This window comes from Shewanella avicenniae (assembly GCF_017354945.1).
GTDB classification, from domain to species: Bacteria; Pseudomonadota; Gammaproteobacteria; order Enterobacterales; family Shewanellaceae; genus Shewanella; species Shewanella avicenniae.
In genome coordinates this window covers 2493165-2516777 of sequence record NZ_CP071503.1, presented here as the reverse complement: position 1 = coordinate 2516777, position 23613 = coordinate 2493165, and the positions used below count along the sequence as shown (strand labels likewise).

Annotated in this window: 21 protein-coding genes; 5 read left to right on the top strand and 16 right to left on the bottom strand. The window is 50.4% G+C overall.

Annotated features, from left to right (window positions below):
• Positions 1 to 99 precede the first annotated feature (99 nt).
• Genes JYB87_RS11095 through JYB87_RS11070 form a run of 6 tightly spaced genes read right to left on the bottom strand, consistent with a single transcriptional unit; the run spans position 100 to position 7204 of the window.
• Positions 100 to 1722, bottom strand: a complete 1623-nt coding sequence (locus JYB87_RS11095) for a BatD family protein (RefSeq protein ID WP_228729844.1) — start codon at positions 1720 to 1722, stop codon at positions 100 to 102.
• On the bottom strand, positions 1716 to 3806 hold the full coding sequence (locus tag JYB87_RS11090; protein ID WP_207353565.1) for a vWA domain-containing protein: 2091 nt from the start codon (positions 3804 to 3806) through the stop codon (positions 1716 to 1718). The genes JYB87_RS11095 and JYB87_RS11090 overlap by 7 nt, the downstream gene beginning before the upstream one ends.
• On the bottom strand, positions 3803 to 4789 hold the full coding sequence (locus JYB87_RS11085; protein WP_207353564.1) for a vWA domain-containing protein: 987 nt from the start codon (positions 4787 to 4789) through the stop codon (positions 3803 to 3805). Before JYB87_RS11085 ends, JYB87_RS11090 begins: the two co-directional genes overlap by 4 nt.
• Complete coding sequence (locus tag JYB87_RS11080) at positions 4783 to 5316, bottom strand: DUF4381 domain-containing protein (RefSeq protein ID WP_207353563.1); 534 nt, start codon at positions 5314 to 5316, stop codon at positions 4783 to 4785. The genes JYB87_RS11085 and JYB87_RS11080 overlap by 7 nt, the downstream gene beginning before the upstream one ends.
• Positions 5313 to 6248 (bottom strand): DUF58 domain-containing protein, encoded by a 936-nt coding sequence (locus JYB87_RS11075; protein ID WP_207353562.1) that lies wholly within the window; start codon positions 6246 to 6248, stop codon positions 5313 to 5315. The genes JYB87_RS11080 and JYB87_RS11075 overlap by 4 nt, the downstream gene beginning before the upstream one ends.
• A complete protein-coding gene (locus JYB87_RS11070; protein ID WP_207353561.1) occupies positions 6248 to 7204 on the bottom strand; it encodes an AAA family ATPase in 957 nt (318 codons plus the stop codon). Before JYB87_RS11070 ends, JYB87_RS11075 begins: the two co-directional genes overlap by 1 nt.
• A gap of 395 nt (positions 7205 to 7599) precedes the next feature.
• Here JYB87_RS11070 and fadI point away from each other — a divergent pair, with 395 nt between their 5' ends.
• Both fadI and fadJ read left to right on the top strand, forming a co-directional pair.
• Entirely contained in the window at positions 7600 to 8910 is a 1311-nt protein-coding gene (gene fadI, locus JYB87_RS11065) for an acetyl-CoA C-acyltransferase FadI (protein WP_207353560.1), read from the top strand.
• 1 nt (position 8911) lies between these two features.
• Entirely contained in the window at positions 8912 to 11065 is a 2154-nt protein-coding gene (gene fadJ / locus JYB87_RS11060; RefSeq protein ID WP_207353559.1) for a fatty acid oxidation complex subunit alpha FadJ, read from the top strand.
• Positions 11066 to 11185: 120 nt separating this feature from the next.
• Here the strand turns inward: fadJ and JYB87_RS11055 are convergent, their stop codons facing one another.
• Positions 11186 to 13060, bottom strand: a complete 1875-nt coding sequence (locus JYB87_RS11055) for a cellulase family glycosylhydrolase (RefSeq protein WP_207353558.1) — start codon at positions 13058 to 13060, stop codon at positions 11186 to 11188.
• Between the two features lie 251 nt (positions 13061 to 13311).
• On the opposite strand from JYB87_RS11055, the gene JYB87_RS11050 reads away from it, so the two are divergent.
• Positions 13312 to 15378 (top strand): DNA topoisomerase III, encoded by a 2067-nt coding sequence (locus tag JYB87_RS11050; protein ID WP_207353557.1) that lies wholly within the window; start codon positions 13312 to 13314, stop codon positions 15376 to 15378.
• 46 nt (positions 15379 to 15424) lie between these two features.
• Here the strand turns inward: JYB87_RS11050 and JYB87_RS11045 are convergent, their stop codons facing one another.
• Entirely contained in the window at positions 15425 to 15613 is a 189-nt protein-coding gene (locus tag JYB87_RS11045) for a DUF4250 domain-containing protein (RefSeq protein WP_228729843.1), read from the bottom strand.
• 483 nt (positions 15614 to 16096) lie between these two features.
• On the opposite strand from JYB87_RS11045, the gene JYB87_RS11040 reads away from it, so the two are divergent.
• Positions 16097 to 17236: a mechanosensitive ion channel family protein gene (locus JYB87_RS11040; RefSeq protein WP_207353555.1), complete on the top strand. Its 1140-nt coding sequence runs from the start codon at positions 16097 to 16099 to the stop codon at positions 17234 to 17236.
• A 105-nt stretch (positions 17237 to 17341) separates the two neighbouring features.
• Entirely contained in the window at positions 17342 to 17893 is a 552-nt protein-coding gene (locus JYB87_RS11035) for an NADPH-dependent FMN reductase (protein WP_207353554.1), read from the top strand.
• Between the two features lie 59 nt (positions 17894 to 17952).
• On the opposite strand, the gene JYB87_RS11030 is transcribed toward JYB87_RS11035, so the two are convergent.
• From JYB87_RS11030 to trpCF, 8 genes are all read right to left on the bottom strand, one after another.
• Positions 17953 to 18459 carry a GNAT family N-acetyltransferase gene (locus tag JYB87_RS11030; RefSeq protein WP_207353553.1) on the bottom strand — a complete coding sequence of 169 codons (507 nt, stop codon included), beginning with the start codon at positions 18457 to 18459 and terminating at the stop codon, positions 17953 to 17955.
• Positions 18460 to 18462: 3 nt separating this feature from the next.
• The gene (locus JYB87_RS11025; protein WP_207353552.1) at positions 18463 to 18783 is read right to left on the bottom strand and encodes a hypothetical protein; all 321 of its coding nucleotides are present in this window, start codon (positions 18781 to 18783) and stop codon (positions 18463 to 18465) included.
• Between the two features lie 33 nt (positions 18784 to 18816).
• Positions 18817 to 19113 (bottom strand): hypothetical protein, encoded by a 297-nt coding sequence (locus JYB87_RS11020; protein WP_207353551.1) that lies wholly within the window; start codon positions 19111 to 19113, stop codon positions 18817 to 18819.
• 133 nt (positions 19114 to 19246) lie between these two features.
• Positions 19247 to 19624: a hypothetical protein gene (locus JYB87_RS11015; protein ID WP_207353550.1), complete on the bottom strand. Its 378-nt coding sequence runs from the start codon at positions 19622 to 19624 to the stop codon at positions 19247 to 19249.
• Between the two features lie 118 nt (positions 19625 to 19742).
• Positions 19743 to 20054, bottom strand: coding sequence for a hypothetical protein (locus JYB87_RS11010; protein WP_207353549.1), 312 nt, complete (start codon positions 20052 to 20054; stop codon positions 19743 to 19745).
• A gap of 119 nt (positions 20055 to 20173) precedes the next feature.
• Positions 20174 to 20974: a tryptophan synthase subunit alpha gene (gene trpA, locus JYB87_RS11005; protein WP_207353548.1), complete on the bottom strand. Its 801-nt coding sequence runs from the start codon at positions 20972 to 20974 to the stop codon at positions 20174 to 20176.
• A complete protein-coding gene (trpB, locus tag JYB87_RS11000) occupies positions 20971 to 22170 on the bottom strand; it encodes a tryptophan synthase subunit beta (RefSeq protein ID WP_207353547.1) in 1200 nt (399 codons plus the stop codon). The genes trpA and trpB overlap by 4 nt, the downstream gene beginning before the upstream one ends.
• Positions 22171 to 22209: 39 nt before the next feature.
• The gene (trpCF, locus tag JYB87_RS10995; RefSeq protein WP_207353546.1) at positions 22210 to 23607 is read right to left on the bottom strand and encodes a bifunctional indole-3-glycerol-phosphate synthase TrpC/phosphoribosylanthranilate isomerase TrpF; all 1398 of its coding nucleotides are present in this window, start codon (positions 23605 to 23607) and stop codon (positions 22210 to 22212) included.
• Between the last annotated feature and the right edge of the window lie 6 nt (positions 23608 to 23613).

Sequence of the window (23613 nt, the reverse complement as noted above, 5' to 3'; positions counted from 1 at the left end):
GTGGACATTTTATAACACAAAAGGTCATGTATAAACATGACCCATCGCTAATTACTTGATGTTATAGGCTAAACCTTAGTTTTTATCCGGTTTATTGCTTTAAGGGTTCAGTGATTGCAATGCCTTATTGGTTCGCGGTTGCGTTTTTTGCCCTTTTAAGCTGGCCAGTTGGCTTTTGAGATGCTGATATAACGCATTGCTATCAGTTGGATTGGGGCCATATTGCGCAGCTTGAATGTCACTGGCCGTTTGCGCCAGTTCTGGTGCAACCTCGGCTAATTCTTTCAGGGTGATAGGGCGCTTAAACAGCGTTGATACCTCACGCAACAGCGCATTAAGCACTTCTCCTGCATTTTGTGCAGCTATTGCGGCATCAACAGAACTTGGTTGGTGCGCTGTTTTCGACGCAGCAGTTTGTTCAAGTGGTTTCGCGGATTGTTGCCGAGCCTGCCACCACAGATACAAGGTCACTAACCACAGCAGGGCAAACAGTGCAGTTGTCCACGGCCAGATTCCGCTATCGTTACTCGTTTGCGTTTGTGGTGCATCGATTTGTGGAGCAGGGGTATTCGCTGCCGGTTTCACTTGAATTTTACGCGCGGGCAATGTGGCAAATTGTTGCTGCTTAAGGTGCGGATTCCACCATGCGACTTTGATCTCTGGCAGGGTAAAGTCCCCCGCTTGGGACGGTACAATCGCCACAGTTTGGCTTAACTGTGCAATGGTTCGGCCATCACGAGCCATGGTGTTGCGCTTTGGCTTTTCTGGATAACTTTTCATACTGGCGGGCAGCGGCAACTTAATATCTGGCAGGCTGGTATCATCTGCATTGGATGCCAGCAGCGTGATATTACGGGTGATCGGCTGGCCAACTTCAAAGCTCTGGTTGTCTTGCCAATCTTCGCTGAGGTTAACTAAGTCGGCCACTAACCAATCGCCGTGGTAACTGTCAGGCTTAGGATTAATGTTGACCATGACGCTATCGCCTTGCGCTTCAACCGGGCGGCTCTCTTGAAAGGAGAACATGCTGCGTGATGGGGTATCAACCAGCACATCGCCGTTAAAGCTGGGACCGGCAATCACCAATTGGCCAGGCGTGTCCGCCACAATACTGTAGGTGCGTTCAATCACTCGGTAACGGCGGCCGTTGATGATTTCGCTGCCGTCTTTGTCGTCACCCACTTGTTTAACTTGCGCACCGCCTGTATTTGGGGCAGATAACACGCCACGTTGCAGATCAACCGCCAGATACAGCTTTACTCTATAGGTTAGCATCTGGCCGACATAGGCATCTTTGTCAGACACTGAGGCTGTCAAAAACAGATTTTTGGCTTGCTGTGGCTGACTGCTACCGTCTATCACTTGAATGGCGATAGGTTGCGAACTGACACCGTTAATCACTAGCGCAGGAATGGTGACTACACCTTGGTGTTTGGGTTTAAGCAGAATTTGCCAATTGGTTTCTTTGTGGGTATCAAAGTTGACGATCTGGGTGCTGCGGCTAACGCTGGTGCGGCCGACCACAAAGTCTTTGAGTAATGCCGAGGTGTCGAGTGCATTGCTGGCCAATTCGTCATCAGCGCTGACGGTTAGCGCGAGATACTCGTTCTCCATCACCGGATTGCGGTCAACCGATGCTTGCAATTGACTGAGTGCAAAGGCGTTAAGCGGCAGTAACAAAATGACTGCCATGAGTAAAAGAGATTGTCTGGCTTTTACCACTTCTGTTGTTCCTTGGGTAACTCGCCACGTTGGCGGCGTTTTTGATATTCCAATTTCATCTTGTTGCGCAATAGTGCTGACGGATCGTCAATCACGGCTTTGAGTGCACGGCTCATATCGGCGGGCAACTCATCCGGGTTGGCTTCGCGTGCTTTCACTGTTCCGGTTTGTGGCGCAGATTGATCGCTTTGCTCTCCGTCACCGGCTTGTGCTGTTGCCGCGGCTTGCTGTTCAGCGTTTTGCGCTGCTGGTTCGGCGTTCGCTGATTCGCCATCATTGCCGACTTGTGCTTGCATCTCGGCTTGTGGTGCTTGCGCCTTGTTAGCTTCATCGCCGCTTGCCGCTTGACCACTTTCTGATTGTTTCTGCTCGGCGTTAGCATCATTTGCTTGCGCGTTATCCGCTTGAGCTTGCGGGTCATCCTGTTGCTCGCCGCTATCGTTGTGGCCAGCAGCACTTTTATCCTGACCTTGCTGACCTTGCTGACCTTGCTGACCTTGCTGACCTTGCTGACCTTGCTGACCTTGCTGACCTTGCTGACCATTTTGGTCTTGCTGTTGGTCACCTTGTTGTGACTTGTCAGAGCCTTGGTCGCCGTCTTTGTTCGTGTCCTGATTGTCTTGCTGCTGTTTCGACTTGTCCTGCTGGTTCTGTTGGTCCTGCTGGTCTTTCTGGTCTTTCTGGTCTTTCTGGTCTTGTTGGTTCTGCTGATTTTGCTGCTGTTTTAGCAACTGTTCCGCTAAGGCTTTATTGGCTTTTGCCTCGGGCATATTCGGATCTTGCAACAAACTTTGGTTATAGCGTTTGATGGCTTCCTCATAATTGCCCAACTGCATCAGCGCATTACCTTGGTTGTAATAACCTGCGGCAGAATTGTCTTGCTCGAATGCTTTAAGTGCGCCTTGGTAATCGCCTGCTTTATACTTCGCCGCACCTTGCCACGCTGGGGTTTCAAATTGCGCGGCGGCGTTGTTAAAGTCGCCTTGCTTAAAGGCTTGCATCCCTTGTTGATCTGCCGTTTGCCACAGATTATCCCACGTACTGGCGACGGCTGGCTGTGGCGTTATCGCTAAACTCATCGGCAGGAGCACTAGCGCCAATAATGGCAGGCCAACCCGAAACGCCAATAACACAGGAACTAACAGCAGCAGTGCGATATAGGGGCCTAAATCATACCAAGTGTCGCCCGCCAGTTGGGTGGCGGCTGCGCCGGTAACATTGTCTTCGGCATTGAGCCAATCGCGCAGTTTGGTTAAATCGCTACCGTCATTGGCGTATGGGAACAGTTTGCCACCGCTGCTAAGGGCTAACTCATAGAGTTGGTTAAAGTCAGTGGTTGGCACCACGAGATCTTGCTTGTTATCACGCATTAACTGGCCGCTAGACAGCTTAATCGGCGCACCTTGGGCACTGCCGATAGCCAGAATATCAAGCCGATAATGACTGTCTGCCAACGCTTGTTTTACTGCGTTGAGCTGCTCAACATTCACGCCATCGGTGATGAGCACAATATCGCCTTTGATATGGCCGCCTTGGGTTAGCAGATCTTTGGCTTTCTCAATCGCATTGGGCAAATTAGAGCCGAGCACCGGCATGATTTCCGGGCTGAGCGTTGGCAAAAGATTTAATAGGGTGTTGTGATCGCGCGTCAGCGGACTGATCACAAACGCATCGCCTGCGTAGGCAATTAAGCCCGTTTCACCTTCTTTTAAGCCATTGAGCAGATCGGTGGCGCGAAAGCGACTTTGGGTTAAGCGGTTTGGGGTAATGTCGGTAGCGTACATCGACAGCGACATATCCATCAGCAGCACGCGGCCTTCGCTGCTGGCAAAAACCGGCACCGGCTTTTGGTAGAGCGCGGGGCCGCTGAGCGCCACTACGGCAATGGCCAAACTGAGCGCCAACCAAGGCAACTGTGACTTTTTCTCTCTGTCACCGGTGTTAATTAAGGTCGCGGCCAGATGTGGTGCGATGTAACGGTTCCAGTTGGATTGCGCAGGGTTTCGTTTGGCGAACCACAACAGCCACAACCCCAGTGGAATGAGCGCAAGAAACCATTCGGGACGAATAAAATGCAAACTCATGCGTTCCTCCCATAACGACGATTGGCAGGTAACTGATTAAAGAGGGCTTGCAGCATCAATAGCAGCAGCGCCAATCCTAACGGCCAGTAAAATAGCTCGGACTGTGGCCGATAGCTCAAGGCGTCTCGACTGATGGGCTCGAGCTTATCAATCTCTTGATAGATGGCATCCAAGTCTTGCGGATTGCGTGCACGGAAATAGCGGCCATGGGTGGAATCGGCAATCCGTTTTAGCTGCGCTTCATCTAAGTCAGCAGAAGGATTGACCCGTTCAATGCCAAAGAGGGTACGGCGTTCCATCACATCGGCACCAAGACCTATGGTGTAAATGGTTACACCACGCTTGGCCGCAATATCTGTGGCTTGGTCGGGCATAATAGTGCCCGTGTTGTTGGAACCATCGGTGAGCAGAATCAGCACCCGATTGCTTTTATCTATCTGATCAAAGCGTTTGGTGGCGAGAGCAATGGCATCGCCAATCGCGGTTTGCTTACCCACTAAGCCGATTTCAGCTTCTTTAAGATATTGCGCCACTGATCGACGGTCTTGGGTGAGCGGTGCCTGCAAATAAGCGGCATCGGCAAACAGAATTAAACCGATACGATCGCCCGCGCGGCGTTCAATAAACTCGCTCACAACTTTTTGAATCACCTCAAATCGATTCACGGTTTGACCATCGAGCACCATATCTTCCAGTTGCATACTGCCGGAGAGATCGACCGCCACCATAAGATCGCGGCCTTTGGTGGGCAGTTCTATCGGGTCGCCAAGCCATTGTGGCCGTGCCACAGCAACGACCACTAAACACCAGAGACACCACAGCAACCAAGGCCGTTTACTGGCACCTTCAGCATCAAGGCTGGCGGCATAACCGGCCACGCCGGGTAAATTGAGCTCGCCGCCACTGACCGGTTTGGGTTGACGGCGAATGATAAACGGCAACGGCAATAAAATAAGCAGCCAAGGCCAAGCGAGACTTAACATGCGGCCTCCTTGGTCGAGTGGGTGTTTTTCGGCTGTGCGTTAAAATAGTGCGGTGCCTGTTGTAACCAACGGCGAGTGAGGTTGCACAATTGCTGAGCATCAATCTCACTGCCTGAGCGACGATAACGGCCATCGAGTAACCCCGCAAACTGACCGCGGTCTGACTCGGGCAATACCTGATCTAAATAGCGATACCAGTCGTCACCGACCAAACCGGCCACTTGTTGGCGTTGACCATAGCTGATGGCGGTACGTTTCAGCAGTGCGCTAATGGTCACGGCTAACTGTGGATCATCTTGGTCGAGTTCGCCGAGTAGCGACAGAGCGTCTTTAGCCGCTGCCGCTTGTTGCTTACGTTGACGTAGGGTTTTGACTAGCCAAAAGCAGGCCCAGAGCAACAAGAACACTAGGGCGATTAATACTAGCCAAACGCCAGGCGCTAACGGCCACCAACCGATATCGGCGGGTAGCTGAATATCCTGCATACTGGCTAACGCCGGATTGGTGGCGGGAGAATTCACACTCATCGTAACAAATTCAGTTGTTGATTAAGGTTGATACCAGCGTCGATACGACGAACATTGGCTTTCAGTGATTGCATCATTTGTTCAAATTGCAGCATCTCTTGCTGCTGCCGCGACAACCACGCCTCATAGCTGTGGCGATCTAACAACAGGGTTTGGCCGTTATCTTTTACCGGCAGGGCAAAACGCTTAGGTAAGGTCAGCGTGCCACTACGCAGCGGATCAGACACCACAAATGCCGCAATTTCGCTATGACGTTTGATACTGGTCAGTGCTTGCAAACAATCATCGCTAAAGCCTAGGCCATCAGTGATGATCCACACCATCGAACCGGGCTTTACAATCCGCGCCAGTTGCCGACAGCTGTGCGCCATCAATTCGCTTGGTGATAACGAGGCGGTTTGCTGCAGCTGCGTGCTATGCACCTGATTCAAGGCTGAAATCAGTGCCAAGATGCCTTGGTCGCGCGCCCGAGGCTTAAGCTCACGTTGCTGATTGTCTGACACAATTAGCGCGCCCAACCGGTCACCTTGTTGGATTGCATTCCAACCAAGTGTTGCGGCTAGATGGGCGGCTTGCACCGCTTGCAACAGCAAAGTCGAACCGAAGTACAAGCTGTGTTTTAAGTCGACCAACAGCAGCACTGGCCGTTCTCGTTCTTCCACAAACAGCTTGGTATGGGCTTTACCAGTTCGAGCGGTGACACGCCAGTCGATGGTACGAATATCATCGCCTTGCTGATAGTGACGTACTTCGGCGAATTCCATGCCGCGGCCTTTAATCAGGCTGCTGCGATGCCCAGACATGGCGGCGCGGGCACGGGCTTTGCGGTCGGGCAGGGCGCGCGCCAAATTGCGGCACGCCAGTAACTCCGCCTCGGTCAGATGAACACCATCAGCAAACGGCGGCAAGAGTTCATTGATGGATGCTTGCATTAGGGAACCGCTACCTGACTCAAAATGTGGTTGATCACTTCATCACGGCTGACGCCTTCCGCTTGCGCTTGATAGCTCAGCAGCAAACGGTGGCGTAGCACGTTAGGCACCACGGCTTGAATATCTTCTGGTGAGACAAAATCTCGCTGTTTTAACCAAGCGCGGGCGCGGGCACAACGTTCAATTGATTGGGTTGCCCGTGGGCTTACGCCGTATTCCAACCATTTGGCCAACTGGTCGCTAAAGCGCTGTGGCTGACGGGTGGCGGTGATAATGTCGACGATGTAGCGCTCCAGCGGTTCAGCTAAATAGATCTCTAATGCCTGTTTTCGCGCCGCAAACACTTGCTCTTGTGGGATCGGTGTAATGCGCTCAATCTGCTGAGTTTTGGCCTCATTGCGCGACAGGCGCATGATTTCTAACTCGGTTTCGGCCGATGGATAATCCAAGTTCAGATGCATTAGAAAACGGTCGAGCTGCGCTTCTGGCAGCGGATAAGTCCCTTCGTTTTCCAACGGGTTTTGGGTTGCCATCACCAAAAACAGCTTGGGCAATTTATAAGAATGCTTGCCCACCGTCACTTGGCCTTCTGCCATCGCCTCAAGTAAAGCCGATTGCACTTTGGCCGGGGCGCGGTTGATTTCGTCAGCCAGAATCAAGTTATGAAATATTGGGCCAGCTTCAAATTCAAAAGTGCCAGTTTGGGCGCGGTAGATGTCAGTCCCAGTCAAATCTGCGGGCAGCAAATCCGGGGTAAATTGGATACGGTGAAAATCACCTTCAACACCATCACACAGCGCTTTCACTGCGCGGGTTTTTGCCAGTCCCGGCGGGCCTTCAACCAGTAAGTGACCATCGGCAATCAGAGCAATCAACAGGTTTTCGGTCAGTGTGGGTTGCCCCAAAATAATTTTATCGAGGTAGCTTCTTAACGCATGAAAATTGTTGAGTGGCATATCCATTTTTCTCTTACTTGAGGTGAGCGATCATGCTCGAAATCAGGTGACTAAGCCTTGGCTTACGCCGATTGAAGTACAAATCACCCTAAATTAAAAGTTAAACTTTTTTCAGGTTTGTTTTGCCAGCGTAGGATGCGACTTTAGTGGCGTTATTGTAGTGTTCGACAGCTTAACTCATTTTTAATTTCATTGGGTTAGCTTAGTCGGCCAATAATTGCGCATGAAAAAATCTAAACGACTGTTTAAAACCAAAGAATAAAAAGCTAGAATCAGATCACATTTTGATGGTCAGACCTGTTGTTGTGCTATGGCAGAACAAGGCAAAAACCGAAAGATTAACCTGCCTATCGCCTACACGGCTGGGACAGATCTTCTGTGCAAAAGGACGACAAATGAGTGACAAACAACAGCTAACGAATGCTCGTGGTGAACGTATTGCCATTGTCGCAGGGTTGAGAACGCCGTTTGCGCGTCAAGCTACTGCGTTTCATGGCATGTCTGCGCTTGATTTAGGCAAAATGGTAGTCGCTGAGTTGCTGCAACGCACTGAAATTGATGCCAAATTGGTTGAACAGCTGGTCTATGGCCAAGTGGTGCAGATGCCAGCCGCACCTAATATTGCCCGTGAAATTGTGCTGGGCACTGGCATGCACGTTAGCACCGATGCCTACAGTGTGACCCGAGCTTGTGCCACCAGTTTCCAATCAACGGTGAATGTGGCCGAGTCCATTTTGTGCGGCAATATTGATATCGGTATTGCCGGTGGCGCGGATTCCTCCTCTTTGTTGCCAGTTGGCGTCAGTAAAAAATTAGCGATTGCGCTGTTAGATTTAAGCAAAGCCCGCAGTCTTAGCCAGCGCTTGAAAATCATTGCCAGTATTCGCCCGAAAGATCTTTTGCCAGTACCGCCAGCGGTGGCGGAATACTCGACGGGGCTATCGATGGGGCAAACCGCGGAGCAGATGGCTAAAACCCATGGCATCAGCCGTGCCGATCAAGATGCACTTGCGCATCGCTCTCATACGCTGGCCAACCAAAGTTGGAATGAAGGCAAGCTGGCGCAAGAGGTGATGGTTGCCCATGTGCCGCCTTATAAAGGGTTTATTGAACGCGACAACAATATTCGCGATAACTCGTCGCTGGAATCCTACGCCAAACTTAAGCCAGTGTTTGATCGAAAGCATGGCACAGTGACCGCAGCTACCAGTACACCGCTTACCGACGGCGCCTCGGCTGTGTTGTTGATGAGTGAAGGTAAGGCAAAAGCGCTGGGCTATGAGCCGATTGGTTACATTAAGAGTTACGCCTTTACCGCAATTGACGTCTGGCAAGACATGTTGATGGGCCCTTCGTACGCGACGCCGTTGGCGCTCAAACGTGCGGGGATGCAGCTGGAAGATTTAGATTTAATCGAGATGCATGAAGCCTTTGCGGCGCAGACTTTGGCCAATATTAAGATGTTCGGTTCGAAAAAATTTGCTGCAGAACAACTCGGGCAAGCACGCGCTATTGGTGAAATCGATATGGATAAATTTAACGTACTGGGTGGCTCGTTGGCTTACGGCCATCCATTTGCCGCCACCGGTACTCGACTCATCACCCAAGTGTGTAACGAACTTAAACGTCGTGGCGGTGGCACCGCACTGACTACAGCATGTGCCGCCGGTGGCTTAGGTACTGCGATGATTTTGGAGGTGGAATAAGATGACGACCTCAACGAACACCTTTTCACTCAGTCGTCGTGAAGACGGAATCGCGTTGCTGACCATGGATGTGGTGGGTGACAGCATGAATACTCTGAAAGCGGAATTTGTGCCGGAAATGAGCGAACTGCTGCAGCAGATCCGCAGTGACAGCAGCATCAAAGGGCTGGTGCTGATCTCCGGCAAAAAGGATTCATTTGTCGCGGGCGCTGATATCTCCATGTTGGACGCTTGCGATACCAGCGACAAAGCCAGTGCCTTGTCGTTAGCTGGGCACAAGCTATTTGCCGAACTTGAAAACCTTGCTATGCCGGTGGTTGCGGCGATTCACGGCGCCTGTTTGGGGGGCGGTTTAGAGCTGGCACTGGCCTGCCATAAGCGGGTGTGTAGTGATGATGCGAAAACAGTGCTGGGCTTGCCTGAAGTGCAACTTGGCTTATTGCCCGGCAGCGGCGGTACTCAGCGGTTGCCACGGTTAGTAGGCATCGCAAAAGCGCTGGATATGATGCTGACCGGCAAACAGTTACGCGCCAAACAAGCGCTGAAACTGGGGTTGGTCGATGATGTGGTGCCCAATACGATTTTGCTCGAAGCAGCAATTAAATTGGTTCAATCGGGGAAAAGTCGCCAGAAACGCAAGCGCTCAGCAATGGAAATCGCCCTAGAAACCAGCCACTTTGGTCGCAATATTCTGTTCGACCAAGCACGCAAGCAGGTAGAGCATAAAACCAAAGGTAACTATCCGGCCCCCTTACGAATCATTGAAGCAATTCGCATTGGCGCAGATGAAGGCATGGCTGCAGGTTTAGCCACTGAAGCACGCTATTTTGGTGAGCTGGTAATGACGCCAGAATCCGCAGCGCTCAGATCGATCTTCTTCGCCACCACAGAGATGAAAAAGGAAACCGGGGCTGCGGATGCTCAGCCAAAAACTGTGAACAAAGCCGTTGTGCTCGGTGGCGGTTTGATGGGCGGCGGTATCGCGTCTGTGACAGTATCGAAAGCCAAAATCCCTGTTCGAGTCAAAGACATTAGCCAGCAAGGCTTATCGAATGCTTTGTCTTATGCCTATAAGTTGCTCAGTAAAGGCGTGCAACGGCGTCATATCAGCGCGCAACAACGCGATAAACAGATGTCATTAATGAGCACCACGGTGGATTACTTGGGGGTGAAAGATGCCGACATCGTAGTGGAAGCCGTATATGAAGATCTCAAACTCAAGCATCAGATGGTGCAAGACATTGAGCGCGAATGCAGTGAACAAACGGTGTTTGCCTCGAATACTTCATCATTACCGATTGGCCAAATTGCGGCAGTGGCGAGTCGCCCAGAAAATGTGATTGGTCTGCATTATTTCTCACCGGTTGAGAAAATGCCGCTGGTTGAAGTAATTGCCCATGAACAAACCTCGGCGGAAACCATTGCTACTACGGTGGCTTTTGCGCGCAAGCAGGGTAAAACCCCGATTGTGGTGAAAGACGGTGCCGGCTTTTACGTTAACCGTATTTTGGCCTTGTATATGAATGAAGCGGCGCAATTGCTGCTGGAAGGCCATGCCATTGAGCAGTTGGACAGTGCTTTGGTGAAGTTTGGCTTCCCCGTCGGGCCGATAACGCTGCTCGATGAAGTTGGCATTGATGTTGGCGCGAAAATTGGCCCTATCCTCGAAAGTGAACTCGGTGAGCGTTTCCAAGCCCCTGCCGCCTTTGAACGCTTACTGGCTGATGAACGCAAAGGCCGTAAAAACGGTAAAGGATTCTACAGTTATCGTAAGACGAAACTCATTGACCACATCAAACGCCAAGGCAATAAAAAGCAGGTGGATGGCTCTGTCTATAAAGTGTTGGGGATTACTCCAGGCACTAGTGCCGAGAACGTGAATTTGTCAGAACGTTGTGTGGTGCAGATGCTCAACGAAGCGGTTCGCTGCTTGGAAGAGGGCATTATCGCCAACGCCCGCGATGGCGATATTGGCGCGATTTTCGGCATCGGTTTTCCGCCGTTCTTGGGTGGGCCGTTCCGTTATATCGACCGTATTGGTGTCGCGAAGTTAGTGGCAATACTTAAGAGTTATCAGCAACGCTATGGTGACCGTTTTGCACCTGCGGCGTTATTGGAAAAGATGGCCGCTGAAAACAGCCGGTTCTATTGCTAATCTCTTTAGATTGAGTTCTTAGTGGGTTAAATCTTAGAGCGTTAACTCTCTGCCGGTGAAATAAGAAAGGCGCCATTTGGCGCCTTTCTTGTGTTCAGCATAAGAATGTCTAACCACCGCTTATTGGCAGATTTCTCCGCTAAGGCTTTCGGTGTCACCTGAACCTGTGCCAGTAAAGCCAAATTCGACCGTTTGATTCGGAGCAATGGTGGCATTCCAACCTAAGTTGCTGGCGGAATAGTTATCGGACAAGGCCGCATTCCACAGGTTGGTAACTGTTGATCCATTGTCGTAATGCCAACTCACTTGCCAGCCGTTAATCGGACTAGCAGACAGGTTGGTGATTTTCACCGCCGCTTGAAAGCCACCTTGCCAACGATTGGTCACTTGGTATTGGCAGCTGGCTACTCCACTCGGGTTTTGCGGTGCTTCTGGCGCGGTAATTTCGGGCTCAGTCACTTCTGGCTCAGTTGGTTCTGGCTCAGTTGGTTCGGCTTCATTACCACCGCCGTTATTATCGGCGCCGCCTGTGCCCCCGCTATTGCCGTTACCGTTGTCGGAAGAATCATCGCCAGTGCCAGCATCGCCCGGTTCGGTACCATCAGAACCGGTATCGTCGGCATTATTGTTGCCCGCTGCCGCCAACTGACAAACATCGCCGGTTACTGCGCTGGCGTTGCCTTCGCCATTGGCGATAAAGCCCATCTCAACCGTGGTATGTGGTGCGATCGTGCCGTTCCAATCCACGTTGCTGGCGCTGTAATTACCGCTGAGATTTGCTCCCCAACTTTGGCTGATAACCGTGCCATCGCTGTAGTTCCAATGTACTTGCCAGCCATTGAGCGGATTGTCGCTGTTGTTGCTGATGCGAATCGCCCCCTGAAAACCGCCACTCCAACGATTGGTGATAACATGCTCACAGTTGGCTGTGACGTCAGTTGCTGGTTGCGGCTCGCCCGTTGGCGGAGTGGTTGGCTCAGATGGTGTCGGCGTTGGTGAGTCTTCACCGTCATCAGTGCTATCAATAGCCGTTCCCCAGTTGGCGATGATCTGTTTCACCAGCGTGCCGGATGCCGTTAAATCTTCATCGCGCCAGTTGCCACGCGGATTGACGCCGGGTTTGATGATTGAAGCACCTTCATTTTTATCGCTGACAGCCCAGTTCAAATGAGTCAGGTTGTTGCTGGCAAGAAAGTTCATCCACTCATTCACACTGGCTTCGGCCACGTTACCGTTGCCGTCTGCATTGACTGCACCCCATTCGGTAACCATCAAGGCAATACCATTGTTCATTGCAGTCAGTGCCTTGTTGCGCAGTGATTGCCCGTGCGTGCCAGCGTAGAAGTGGAATGCATAGGCGATGTTGGTGGCATTAATTGGATCTTGAGAGGCCACATCAACATCTTGCGACCATGTTGGCGTGCCGACCACAATCAGGTTATCGGGATCTATGCTGCGAATGGCATTAATCACGTCAACTGCGTAAGGCTTGATTACATTCGACCAACTGGTGGGCAACGGCTCGTTATAGATTTCGTAAATAACGTTGTTATAACTGCCGTAACGCTGTGCCATCTCCGTAAAAAATTTAATCGCGGCGGCCTTTTTGTCTTCGGCATGGTGGGAGTGAAAGTCGATAATCACATAAAGATCGTTGGCGATAGCAGCATCGACCACTGTGGTAATTCTGGCGAGGTTACCCGCCGGATCATCGAGATAAGAGCCGCCTTCATCGGCGCCAAGTGCAACTCGCACTATGCTGGTTTGCCAATCGTTTTTGAGCCACGCCACCACATCGGCGTTGTACATCTTCTCTTGGCCCCAGCCGCTGTTACTCCAAAAGAAACTGTTACCCGCAAAACTTTTCTGTTCACCACCACTGAGTATCTGACCGTTTTCGACGGTTAGCGCGGGTACTGCTGCATACGCGGTTGATGCCAATCCTGCAGAGAGTAATGCTGCAGTAATGAGAGATTTTTTTAGTTTATATGGCATAGCTTTCACCTTTATTTTCGAGTCCTTGTTGATTTGCTAAAACAGCAAATGCGAAATTTGAGGCTGGCAGCAGTATAGCCACAACGGCATGACAAATTGCAGCGTGGTTTGCTGGAAGCGTGACAATTTACATTTCGACTGGGTTATTTTTCGGCGAGATGGGGCTTGTCCAAGTCGATCATCGACAGAATGTTTGAACTTTTGCGCGCGATTCGCTAACGTTACTGTAATTTCATACAGTATTTGTCACCATGATTCTATATATCGCCGAAAAGCCGAGTCTCGGGCGCGCCATTGCCGATGTGTTGCCTAAACCGTTGAAAAAGCATGATGGTTATTTAGAGGCCGCCAATGGTGACTGTGTCTCATGGTGTGTTGGGCATCTGCTTGAGCAAGCGGAGCCTGACGCTTACGATGCGGCCTATAAATCGTGGAAGCTTGAGCATCTGCCGATTGTGCCCGAACAGTGGCAACTAAAACCCAAGGCGAATACCCGTAGCCAATTATCGGTACTAAAAAAGCTGCTCGGGCAAGCGCAACAGTTGGTTCATGCGGGCGATCCTGACCGAGAAGGGCAACTGCTGGTGGATGAGGTGCTGTCTTATCTTAAGGTCAGTTCTGCCAAGTTGGCTAATGCACAACGATTATTAATCAATGACTTAAACCCTAGCGCGGTTAAAAAGGCATTAAGTCAACTGCGCAGTAATCGTGAATTTATTCCTCTGTCCACCTCTGCTTTAGCCCGCAGCCGAGCAGATTGGCTGTATGGCATGAACATGACGCGCGCCTTTACGCTGCAGGGCCGCAAAGTGGGTTATCAAGGGGTGTTGTCGGTTGGCCGGGTGCAAACGCCGGTGTTAGGACTGGTGGTGCGTCGCGATGAAGAGATCGCCGCGTTTCAAGCAAAACCTTTTTATGAGGTGTTGGCGCACCTAGCGGATAACGCCAGCGATGCGGAAACCCTATTTAGCGCGAAGTGGCAACCCAGTGAGGCGTGTCAGCAATGGCAAGATGATGAAGGCCGGGTGCTGGCCAAGGGCTTGGCGGAAAATGTTGCCCGCCGTATCAGCAACCAGCCAGCCAAAGTGCTGAGTGTCGATGAGCAGCAAAAACGGCAAGCTGCGCCATTGCCTTACAACTTGTCAGCGCTGCAGATTGACTGCAATAAACGCTTTGGGATGAGTGCCAAAGAGGTGCTTGATACCGCCCAATCGCTTTATGAACGACACAAATTGCTGACGTATCCGCGTTCTGATAGCCGTCATCTGCCGCTGGCGCAATTTAGCGATGCCCCCAAGGTGTTAGCTGCGATTAGCCAAGGTGCCGTGGAGTTGCTTGCGGGCGCTGAAGCACCGAATCCAAGCCTCAAATCCAAAGCTTGGGATGACAGTAAAGTTGACGCCCACCATGCGATTATTCCTACCGAAAAGGTCGCCAATTTAGCGGTACTTTCAAACCGCGAGCGGCAAGTGTATTTGCAAGCGGCACGGCAATATTTGGCGCAGTTTTACCCTTCATATCTTTATTGGGACACGCGGGTCACTATCGACATTGCGGGTGGCCACTTTAAAGCCAGTAGCAAACGCGAGCAGCAAGCCGGTTGGAAGCAGTTATTCCGCACCAAAGAGCAGGACAATGAGCAAGATGATGATGAGGCTTGCGGCTTATTACCTAAGCTAACCGTTGGGCAACTGCTGCGCTGTTTACGCGGAGAAGTGGTTGAAAAAACAACGCAACCGCCAAAGCACTTTACCGATGCAACCCTGCTTGCCGCAATGACCGGTATCAGCCGTTACGTGACAGATAAAGAGATCCGTAAAATTCTCAAAGATACTGATGGGTTGGGCACAGAAGCAACGCGCGCAGGCATTATCGAATTGCTGTTTAAGCGGGGCTTTCTACAACGGCAAGGCAAAGCGATTTTGGCGACTGATGCTGGTAAAGGTCTGATCCACAGTTTGCCGCTGTCGGCGACCTTACCGGATATGACGGCGCAATGGGAAAGCCGACTAGATGCCATCTGTCAGAAAGAACTCAACTATCAGGCGTTTATGCAGCCGTTACTGCAATCTATTACCCAATTGGTATCAGAGGCTTGTCAGCAATTACCCACAGCGTTGGCGGGCGTGAAAGCGCAAAAACCGGCATTCAGAAAGAAAAGTTATCGCAGTAAAGCGGGAATGGCATCCAAGGCGGGAGCAGCAAAAGCGAGAACGGCACGAACCAGTGCAACCAAAACTGGAAGTACTAAAACAGGAACAACCAAGGCGTCGACAAGTAAAACTACAGGTCGTAAAAGTCGTGCTCAATCAAATTAAGCTGGCGCAGTACTTTGGGTGCAAATAGGGCGCGCTAATTTGCCGATTAATGGCGTTTATATTGGTTGGTTATCATGTCGTATTCATAACCAAACTGCGCCAATTTACGTTCTAACAGCTGTGGTGTAATGTCCAGTTCGTAGAATAACTCGTTACGATCACCACATAACAAACGCAGTTTTTCATTGACGATGCCGAGTAATATTTCCGGTGGCAACTCAGATAATTTCTCCATGATCACCTCCTTGGCGGTAATCATTTAAGCATAGTCGATTGCACTGATGTAGGTGGTTTTAGGCATAAAAAAAGAGCCTGCAAGCAGGCTCTAAGAAGCGACTGTGAAAAAGAAAATAAAACAGAGGCTGGTAACTAACCGAGAGCAAGTATCTCAGTTACTAATTAATTGAATCTGAAGTGAAGTTTAACGGGAGTGCGGTTTAGTGTTAGCTGATGATTAGTTGCACAATCGCTCCGTTAACTGCTCGTTTTTCGGTGGCCAACTTAAGTCACTATCTCTAAAAAATTGCCCTGAAAGTTGCTGCGTGAAACTCAGATAGGCGCATGGCAGTTTGCATCATGAATTTGCATCTGCCGTTATCCTCACATGTTAATCATTTGTAAATCACATTTAACAGCTAACAGGTGCTTTTTTGATCTTTGCCGTCGATCTATGCCAGCATAAATCACTGAGATTGGCTAAGGATAGGAGCGAGGGCTTATGGATACCGAATATATCGATAACGTTGCCAACCAATTAGGATTTCCCATTCTCGGTAATGAATTGTCTGAGTGGATAGTGGCTATCGGCATTCTGCTGGTGGGCATGGTGGTTACTGTGTTGCTGAAGTGGTTGGTACTCAATCGGCTCGATGCAATCGCTCGACGGCTTAAGCTGACTTTTGTTGATGCCATCAACGCGGCGCTGCAACAAACCTACATTGTTATTCTCTTTTTTCCTTTAACCCTGTTTGCGGCGAACTGGTTGGAGCTTCCTAAAGGGGCTGCAAAAGGATTGTACGTGTTCGCGACTATCGCGTTTTTTCTGCAATTGGGGATTTGGTTTTCTGCTGCCGCCGCTAAAGTGATTCAACATTCACGCCAGCATGCGTTAGAAACTAACGCTGCCGCCGCGACCAGTCTGGCTGCTGTGTCGTTTTTAAGTCGGTTGGTGATTTGGGCGATTATCCTGCTATTAACCCTCGATAATATCGGGATTGATGTGACCGCATTGGTGGCAGGACTCGGTGTCGGCGGTGTCGCGGTTGCGTTGGCAGTGCAGAATATTTTGGGCGATCTGTTTGCCAGTTTATCCATCATCATCGATAAGCCGTTTGAAATTGGCGACTTTATCGTGGTGGGCGATTACATGGGCGTGGTTGCCAATATCGGCCTGAAAACTACCCGTATTAGCAGTTTAGGCGGCGAGCAGATTGTGTTTTCAAACAGTGATTTGTTGTCCGCCAGAGTGCGAAATTACAAGCGCATGGAGCAGCGGCGGGTCGTGTTTTCCTTCGGGGTGCTCTACCAAACCTCCGCCGATCAACTGGCGCAGATCCCAGAAATAGTGCGCAGTATTATCGACGGTCTGGAAACCACCCAGTTTGACCGAGCGCACTTCTTTAAATTTGGTAATTCATCGCTCGATTTTGAAGTGGTGTATTACGTAAAAAGTGCCGACTACAACGTTTATATGGATGCTCAGCAGCAGATTAATTTAGCGCTGGTAAGGCAGTTTGCAGAGCACAATATTGTGTTTGCTTATCCAACGCGTTCGCTCTACCTGGAAGCGCCGGTGCCAGTTTCATTCGAGCCTCCAATTCCACAACCGCCAGCGCCCAATAAACCGCTTGCTGAATAGCTGGTTGCGCGGGATAGTGGTGTGAGAGTGCTATTTATCTCGTTTGCGTCTTTAGCAAACTAAAGACCAGGAACTAACGATAGGGATTTAAGATAGGGAGTTATCATGAGTCAACAAAAGCAGCAGTTTGTGGTGTTAACCGGCAGTTTGCGTCAAGGGTCTTATCATGCGGCAATTACCCGCGCCTTACCTGAGTTAGCCCCTGCTAACGTACAAGTGTCTCAGCTCGGTTCAATCGGCGAATTTCCGCTGTATAACGCCGATATTCAAGAGCAAGGCATGCCCGAAGCGGTCACCACGATGGCAAATGCGATTGCAGCGGCTGATGGTTTAATCATTGTCTCGCCGGAATATAACTACTCAGTGCCGGGCGTTTTAAAAAATGCGCTCGATTGGCTGTCACGTTGCAATCCACAGCCGATTGCAGGGAAGCCGGTGATGATTGTCAGTGGTTCGCCCGGTAATTTTGGTGGCGCGCGTATGCAGTATCATCTGCGACAAATTTTGGTGTTTTTTGACGCCAAAGTACTAAACAAGCCGGAAGCGATGATTGGCCAAGTTCACACTAAGGTTGAAGAGTTGCAATTGGTGGATGCCGACACCCGGGAGTTTCTCTCTAAGCAGTTGTTATCGTTTACCGTTTTTGCCAGTCACTAACTGCTTGGCTAAGCCTCGTTAGCTTTTATATGCCGCTGCAGTGGGTGGCGGCTCAACCTTTACGTCGCTTCATCGATATTCATTATTTTCTCCATCGACGTGTTACAGAGGAGAACGCCGTTACGCAGCAACTTATTTTCACCAGTACAGCGAAATCCTTGTCGTTCAAAAAACGGCTTTGCGACATGTGATGCTGCAACGCTGAGCCGCTCGATCCCTTGTCGATGTGCGCGTTGTTGTAATTCGATAAAAAGCGCGGTGGCGATGCCCCGACCTTGCATATCCGGGCGTGTAAAACTGAATTCGATATAGCCATTGGCTTGCAGGGTCATAAATCCGCCAATCTGCGATTCAATTACGGCAACGAGCGTTGTTGCTGAACTTAGCCTAGATGCCCAGCGAGCCTCCATTATGGCGGGCGCCCACGCTTGTTTTTGTTGTTCGTTGTAGACCGCGGAAGAAATGGCATGAACCGCTGCGTAAAACAGCTGAGCAATTTCTGCTGCATCAGCTGGATGATAACGGCGGATCTGCAGCTGCTGATGTTGCATGTATTGATGTTGCACGTGCTAGCCGTTGGCCAATAGCACAACGCAAATGCCATAACTGGCTTGAAAAGACATCGCCATCAATAGAATGGCAAACATGACGTAGTTAGGCACTGAATTGCGCCATATAAACCAAGCTAAAGCGAATTGCGCTCCGGCTTGCATGCCTGCCATGGCAACAAAATGGCGCAGTTCCCACCAACCCAAGTTAGCCTCTGGGGTAAGTGCTGAGTAGGTAAGATAGAAGGGCGTAATACTCAGCAATAGCAGGAGCACTACTAGCCCCTTTTTTCGCCACGGGGCGAGTTCTGTCGATTGCATCTCATCGGCAAGCTTGGTCATTTAGTACCTCATAGACTGGAGGAAAACGCGGGATTAATGGCGCAGCGCATTAATCCATTGCGCTGTATTTGCCAGAATCAGCTCGTACACTTGGCCATCTTGTAGGCGAATTCTTATCGCATCCGTAGAAATTGGCAGAATACCAGCCGCTTTGGCGCTGGATGCTTCAATTCTGTCGATAGTGTTGCGTGCAATGCGGTAGGGGCCTAAGCCGAATTGTTGATTGTATGGCGCAAAACAAAGCTCGGTTGCGGTCAGGGTTAACTGACCATCGGCGTGAGCTGCGCCGCGTTGAATGGTGGCTCTGGCCGTTTGAATAACGTCCGTCATAGATATTCTCCCTCATGCTACAACTGCTTATTCAGCAACAGCGATAAAATCAATGGGTTGACTTATCGAAAGTTGACAGTCTTTGACTTTTCATCCGGTTATCAAGTCCTACTCAGTATAACCATACTGCGGGTTAGAAGGCATAGCGATACACCGCAATATACAGAGGTAACACGATGAGAGTACTGATAGCCATTAACCATCTCATGCGGCGGGCACCATGAATTTGAGTGCCATACGCTAATTTGGGTGACCAGAATAGCGACAGCAGGCTCCAGAGGATACCAACCACTAACCAAACTTCCCAAAACGTCGGTGACAGATATGACTGTTGTTGAATATAGCCGTAGTAGCCGATGAGGCCTATCGCACTGAACAGCAGGTTCGCCATCTCTTCAACTTTGACTTCGAGCGGGCTGTCGTCTTTGCCGGTAGCATATTCATAGATTTTAAAGGGGAAGGGCAACACGAAAAGTGCAACTAACAACCAAAACCATATCTGCCAAAACATCGGCTAACTCCTTTTAACAACTGCATATTCGTACTGCAGATAATCCTTTATTCATCATTCTCTTAGTTAACCAGAACGGTGATGATTTGGCTATTTCTTACTCGTAACCTTTGGGTGTTTATTCGTAATCGGCGTGAGTGACATCACCATATTGATCTAATTCGATATAACAGCGGAAATAGCGGAAATTGATTGGGCTAGAAAACATGATGCGCGAGCCTTGCTCACTGGCTGTTTCGCGATAGTCCGCAAAATTGGCGGTATTGAGTTGGCGTATCACGCTGGTGTGACTGACGCCTGTGCTGAAATTACCACAGAGAAAACGCACCTCTTTGCGTGCTTCATTGGCAAGAAAACCGTAGACCATTAGGGCTATCAGTAGCAGTGCCAAAGCGGTAATTTTAATCACTTGCCAGTGTTTACCTTGCATCGCGCCTCCGTGCTTTAGGTTACCCAAGTGAGTCAAAATCAATGAAAGTGTGCCAAATAAAAACCCAGTACGTTTTGTTGAGTGTACTGGGTTTAATGGCAATGCTGAATGGTTAGATTTTAGCTGGCGGCTTTCATATCACGTACAAAACTGGCTAATTGTTCCAGCATCGCTGGCTTGTCATCCAAGTTCGCTTCGATGATTTTCACTACCGCAGAGCCTGAAATCGCGCCGGCAGCACCCGCATCAATCGCGGCTTTAACTTGCTCAGGTTTGGCGATACCAAAACCCAGCAGCGGCGGTGGCGCATCAAACTCTTTCAAGGTTTTCAGCACTTCGTCAACTGGCATTCCTGCAGCATTGTCGGCGCCGGTGACACCTGCGCGGGACAGCAGATAAGTGTATCCTTCAGCGGTTTTGGCCACTTGCTCCAGTGTGTCGTGATCGGCATTAGGCGGTGCGATAAAAATTGGCGCAATGCCAGCGGCTTTAGCGGCGGCAACAAATGGTGCTGACATCTCTACTGGCACATCGGCCACTAAGACTGAATCCACGCCCGCGGCTTTAGCACGTTGGTAGAAGTTATCGATGCCGTTAGCAAATACTAAGTTGGCGTACAGCAGCAAGCCAATTGGTGTGTCTGGGTATTTGGCTCGAATGGTTTCGATAATTTCAAAGCATTTGCTTGGGGTAGTGCCTGCGTGCAACGAACGCAAGTTAGCGCCTTGAATCACTGGGCCGTCGGCTAAAGGATCAGAGAACGGAAACCCCAGCTCTAAGCAATCAGCACCGTTAGCAATCAAGGTTTCGATAATTGCTAGCGATTGCTCTAAATCTGGATCGCCAATAGTGACGAAAGGAACAAATGCGCCACGTTTTTGTTCAGCTAAACGGGCAAAACACTGCTGATAACGGCTCATTTGGCCTCCTGTTGACGCTGCTGCAAAATATCAGACACAGTGAAAATATCTTTGTCGCCACGACCAGAAAGGTTGACCACCAAAATGGTGTCTTCGGTGCATTCAGCGGCATATTTCAGTGCATAGGCGAGGGCATGAGAGGATTCCAATGCAGGAATAATCCCTTCGCAATGCGCCAGTTTTTCAAACGCGGCTAACGCTTCATCGTCAGTTGCAGATTCATATTGGGCGCGGCCGATGCTGTGTAAATAAGCGTGTTGCGGCCCAACCGATGGGAAGTCCAACCCAGCAGAAATCGAGTAAGACTCTTCGATCTGGCCATCTGGATCTTGCATCAATGGGGCACGCATACCGAGATAAATCCCGAGTTTGCCGTGGCGCAGCGGTGCACCGTGGTGACCAGTTTCAATGCCTTTACCCGCAGGTTCGACCCCAATGAGCTTGACGCTTTCCTCTTTGATGAAATCAGCAAACATCCCGATGGCGTTAGAGCCGCCGCCGACACAAGCGATTACCGCATCCGGCAGACGGCCTTCTTTTTCCAGCACTTGTTGTTTGGCTTCTTCACCAATCATCTTTTGGAATTCACGCACAATCGTCGGGAACGGGTGTGGGCCCGCGGCGGTGCCGAGCAGGTAGTGCGCCCGTTCGTAGCTGCCTGACCAATCGCGCATTGCTTCGTTACAAGCGTCTTTCAGCGTGGATGAACCTGAGGTGACGGGGATGACTTCTGCGCCCATCAAGCGCATACGGAACACGTTTGGGCTTTGACGTTCAACGTCTTTGGCGCCCATGTAGATGCGACATTTCAAACCCAGCAGCGCACATACCAATGCGGTGGCTACACCGTGCTGACCGGCGCCGGTTTCGGCGATGATCTCGGTTTTGCCCATACGTTGTGCCAACAATGCCTGACCAATCACTTGGTTGGTTTTGTGGGCGCCGCCATGCAGCAAGTCTTCGCGTTTGAGGTAGATTTTTACCTTAGGATTCGGTGACAGATTGCGGGTCAGCGTTAACGGTGTTGGACGGCCAGCGTAGTTGCTCAAAAGATCGCTAAACTCTTTGATGAATTCAGGATCTTGGCGTGCTTCGATAAACGCCGCTTCCAGTTGCTTTAACGCAGGCATCAAAATTTGCGGTGCATAGGCGCCACCAAATTCGCCAAAAAACGGATCAAGTTGCATTTTACTCATGGTTACTTCCTTTGCGGCCACTATAGTCGGCCTAATTTTTTACGCTCTGACCGCAGTCAGCGCGGCGATAATCTGTTGCGCGTCTTTGATCCCGGGGGCACTCTCTACGCCGGAATTAAAGTCTAAACCGTAAAATCCAGCATTGGCGGCATCTTGTGCATTGGCGGCAGATAGGCCGCCGGCCAGCAGCGCTTGAGCTTTATTTGGCAAGGCTTGTGACCAATCAAAACTGGCACCAGTGCCACCAAAACCTGCCGCATTTTTGCTGTCGTACAACACGCGGTCCGCATTGGCTGGAATGGCTTTCGGCGTCGAATCGCTACTATCAGTCGCTACGGCAATTGCTTTCCACACTTGGGTGTTAAAGCAGCGGGCTTTGCTCAGCGCTTGCTTAACCGCGGTAATATCGTGTTCGGTTTCATTGCCGTGCAGTTGTACGGCAGCGAGATCTAGACTGGCGGCTAACTCGGCAATGACGTCAGCTTGTTCGTTAACAAATACGCCCACCAGTTGCAGTTTACGTGGGTGCCGGCTATTCGCGTTAGCCAGTGCTTTCGCTTGCTCGATGCTGACTTTGCGTGGTGATTTTTCAGCGAAAATCAGCCCGCCGTATATCGCACCTGCATCCGCCGCGGTAGCCAGATCTTCGGCGCGGGTTAAGCCACAGACTTTGTTATGACCGAACAGCAATTTGCGACAGGCTAAATCTAAGTCATCTTCGCTCATCAACGAACTGCCGACCAAGAAACCGTTTACTAGCGGGCTTAAGCGGCGCACATCTTGGTGAGTGTAGATACCGGATTCGCTGATCACTAGCATGCCTTGAGGCAATTGCGGCGCAAGCCGTTCCGTGGTGGCGATGTCAGTGCTTAAATCGCGCAGGTTACGGTTGTTGATGCCGACAATGGGCGCTTTCAAGGCAATGGCGCGAGCAAGTTCTTCTTCGTTGGACACTTCGGTTAAGGTGTCTAACTGGTATTTAGCGGCTTCGGCGGCGAGCAGTTGATACTGGGCATCATCAAGCACTGACAACATCAGCAAAATAGCATCTGCGCCTTGGTGGGCGGCCAATTTGATTTGATACGGTGAGACGAAAAAGTCTTTGCATAAAATCGGTTGATCGACCTTAGTGCGTACCATTGGGATGAATGCCATATCGCCTTGGAAGAACTCTTCGTCAGTCAGCACTGATACAGCGCTGGCATAATGGCTATATACAGCGGCAATGGCCACGGGATCGAAATCTTCGCGAATAAGGCCTTTCGATGGACTGGCTTTTTTACATTCCAAAATAAAGCCCGCTTTATCGCCGTTCAGGGCGTCATACAGACTGCGGGTAGAGATTTTTGGGTGCAGGCTTTCTTCAGGAAAACGTGCCTTTAAACTTTCAATGTGAGCTGCTTTGGTTTCGACAATTTTGGTTAATACGTTACTCATTGACGC

Bases quoted from the DNA above. Each gene is read 5' to 3' on its own strand.
- JYB87_RS11080 (WP_207353563.1), bottom strand. From the start codon at position 5,316: ATGAGTGTGAATTCTCCCGCCACCAATCCGGCGTTAGCCAGTATGCAG.
- JYB87_RS11040 (WP_207353555.1), top strand. From the start codon at position 16,097: ATGGATACCGAATATATCGATAACGTTGCCAACCAATTAGGATTTCCC.
- JYB87_RS11085 (WP_207353564.1), bottom strand. From the start codon at position 4,789: ATGTTAAGTCTCGCTTGGCCTTGGCTGCTTATTTTATTGCCGTTGCCG.
- fadI (WP_207353560.1), top strand. From the start codon at position 7,600: ATGAGTGACAAACAACAGCTAACGAATGCTCGTGGTGAACGTATTGCC.
- JYB87_RS11050 (WP_207353557.1), top strand. From the start codon at position 13,312: ATGATTCTATATATCGCCGAAAAGCCGAGTCTCGGGCGCGCCATTGCC.
- JYB87_RS11020 (WP_207353551.1), bottom strand. From the start codon at position 19,113: ATGACGGACGTTATTCAAACGGCCAGAGCCACCATTCAACGCGGCGCA.
- JYB87_RS11025 (WP_207353552.1), bottom strand. From the start codon at position 18,783: ATGACCAAGCTTGCCGATGAGATGCAATCGACAGAACTCGCCCCGTGG.
- trpB (WP_207353547.1), bottom strand. From the start codon at position 22,170: ATGAGTAAAATGCAACTTGATCCGTTTTTTGGCGAATTTGGTGGCGCC.
- trpCF (WP_207353546.1), bottom strand. From the start codon at position 23,607: ATGAGTAACGTATTAACCAAAATTGTCGAAACCAAAGCAGCTCACATT.
- trpA (WP_207353548.1), bottom strand. From the start codon at position 20,974: ATGAGCCGTTATCAGCAGTGTTTTGCCCGTTTAGCTGAACAAAAACGT.
- JYB87_RS11075 (WP_207353562.1), bottom strand. From the start codon at position 6,248: ATGCAAGCATCCATCAATGAACTCTTGCCGCCGTTTGCTGATGGTGTT.
- JYB87_RS11035 (WP_207353554.1), top strand. From the start codon at position 17,342: ATGAGTCAACAAAAGCAGCAGTTTGTGGTGTTAACCGGCAGTTTGCGT.
- JYB87_RS11010 (WP_207353549.1), bottom strand. From the start codon at position 20,054: ATGCAAGGTAAACACTGGCAAGTGATTAAAATTACCGCTTTGGCACTG.
- JYB87_RS11055 (WP_207353558.1), bottom strand. From the start codon at position 13,060: ATGCCATATAAACTAAAAAAATCTCTCATTACTGCAGCATTACTCTCT.
- JYB87_RS11045 (WP_228729843.1), bottom strand. From the start codon at position 15,613: ATGGAGAAATTATCTGAGTTGCCACCGGAAATATTACTCGGCATCGTC.
- JYB87_RS11015 (WP_207353550.1), bottom strand. From the start codon at position 19,624: ATGTTTTGGCAGATATGGTTTTGGTTGTTAGTTGCACTTTTCGTGTTG.
- fadJ (WP_207353559.1), top strand. From the start codon at position 8,912: ATGACGACCTCAACGAACACCTTTTCACTCAGTCGTCGTGAAGACGGA.
- JYB87_RS11090 (WP_207353565.1), bottom strand. From the start codon at position 3,806: ATGAGTTTGCATTTTATTCGTCCCGAATGGTTTCTTGCGCTCATTCCA.
- JYB87_RS11070 (WP_207353561.1), bottom strand. From the start codon at position 7,204: ATGCCACTCAACAATTTTCATGCGTTAAGAAGCTACCTCGATAAAATT.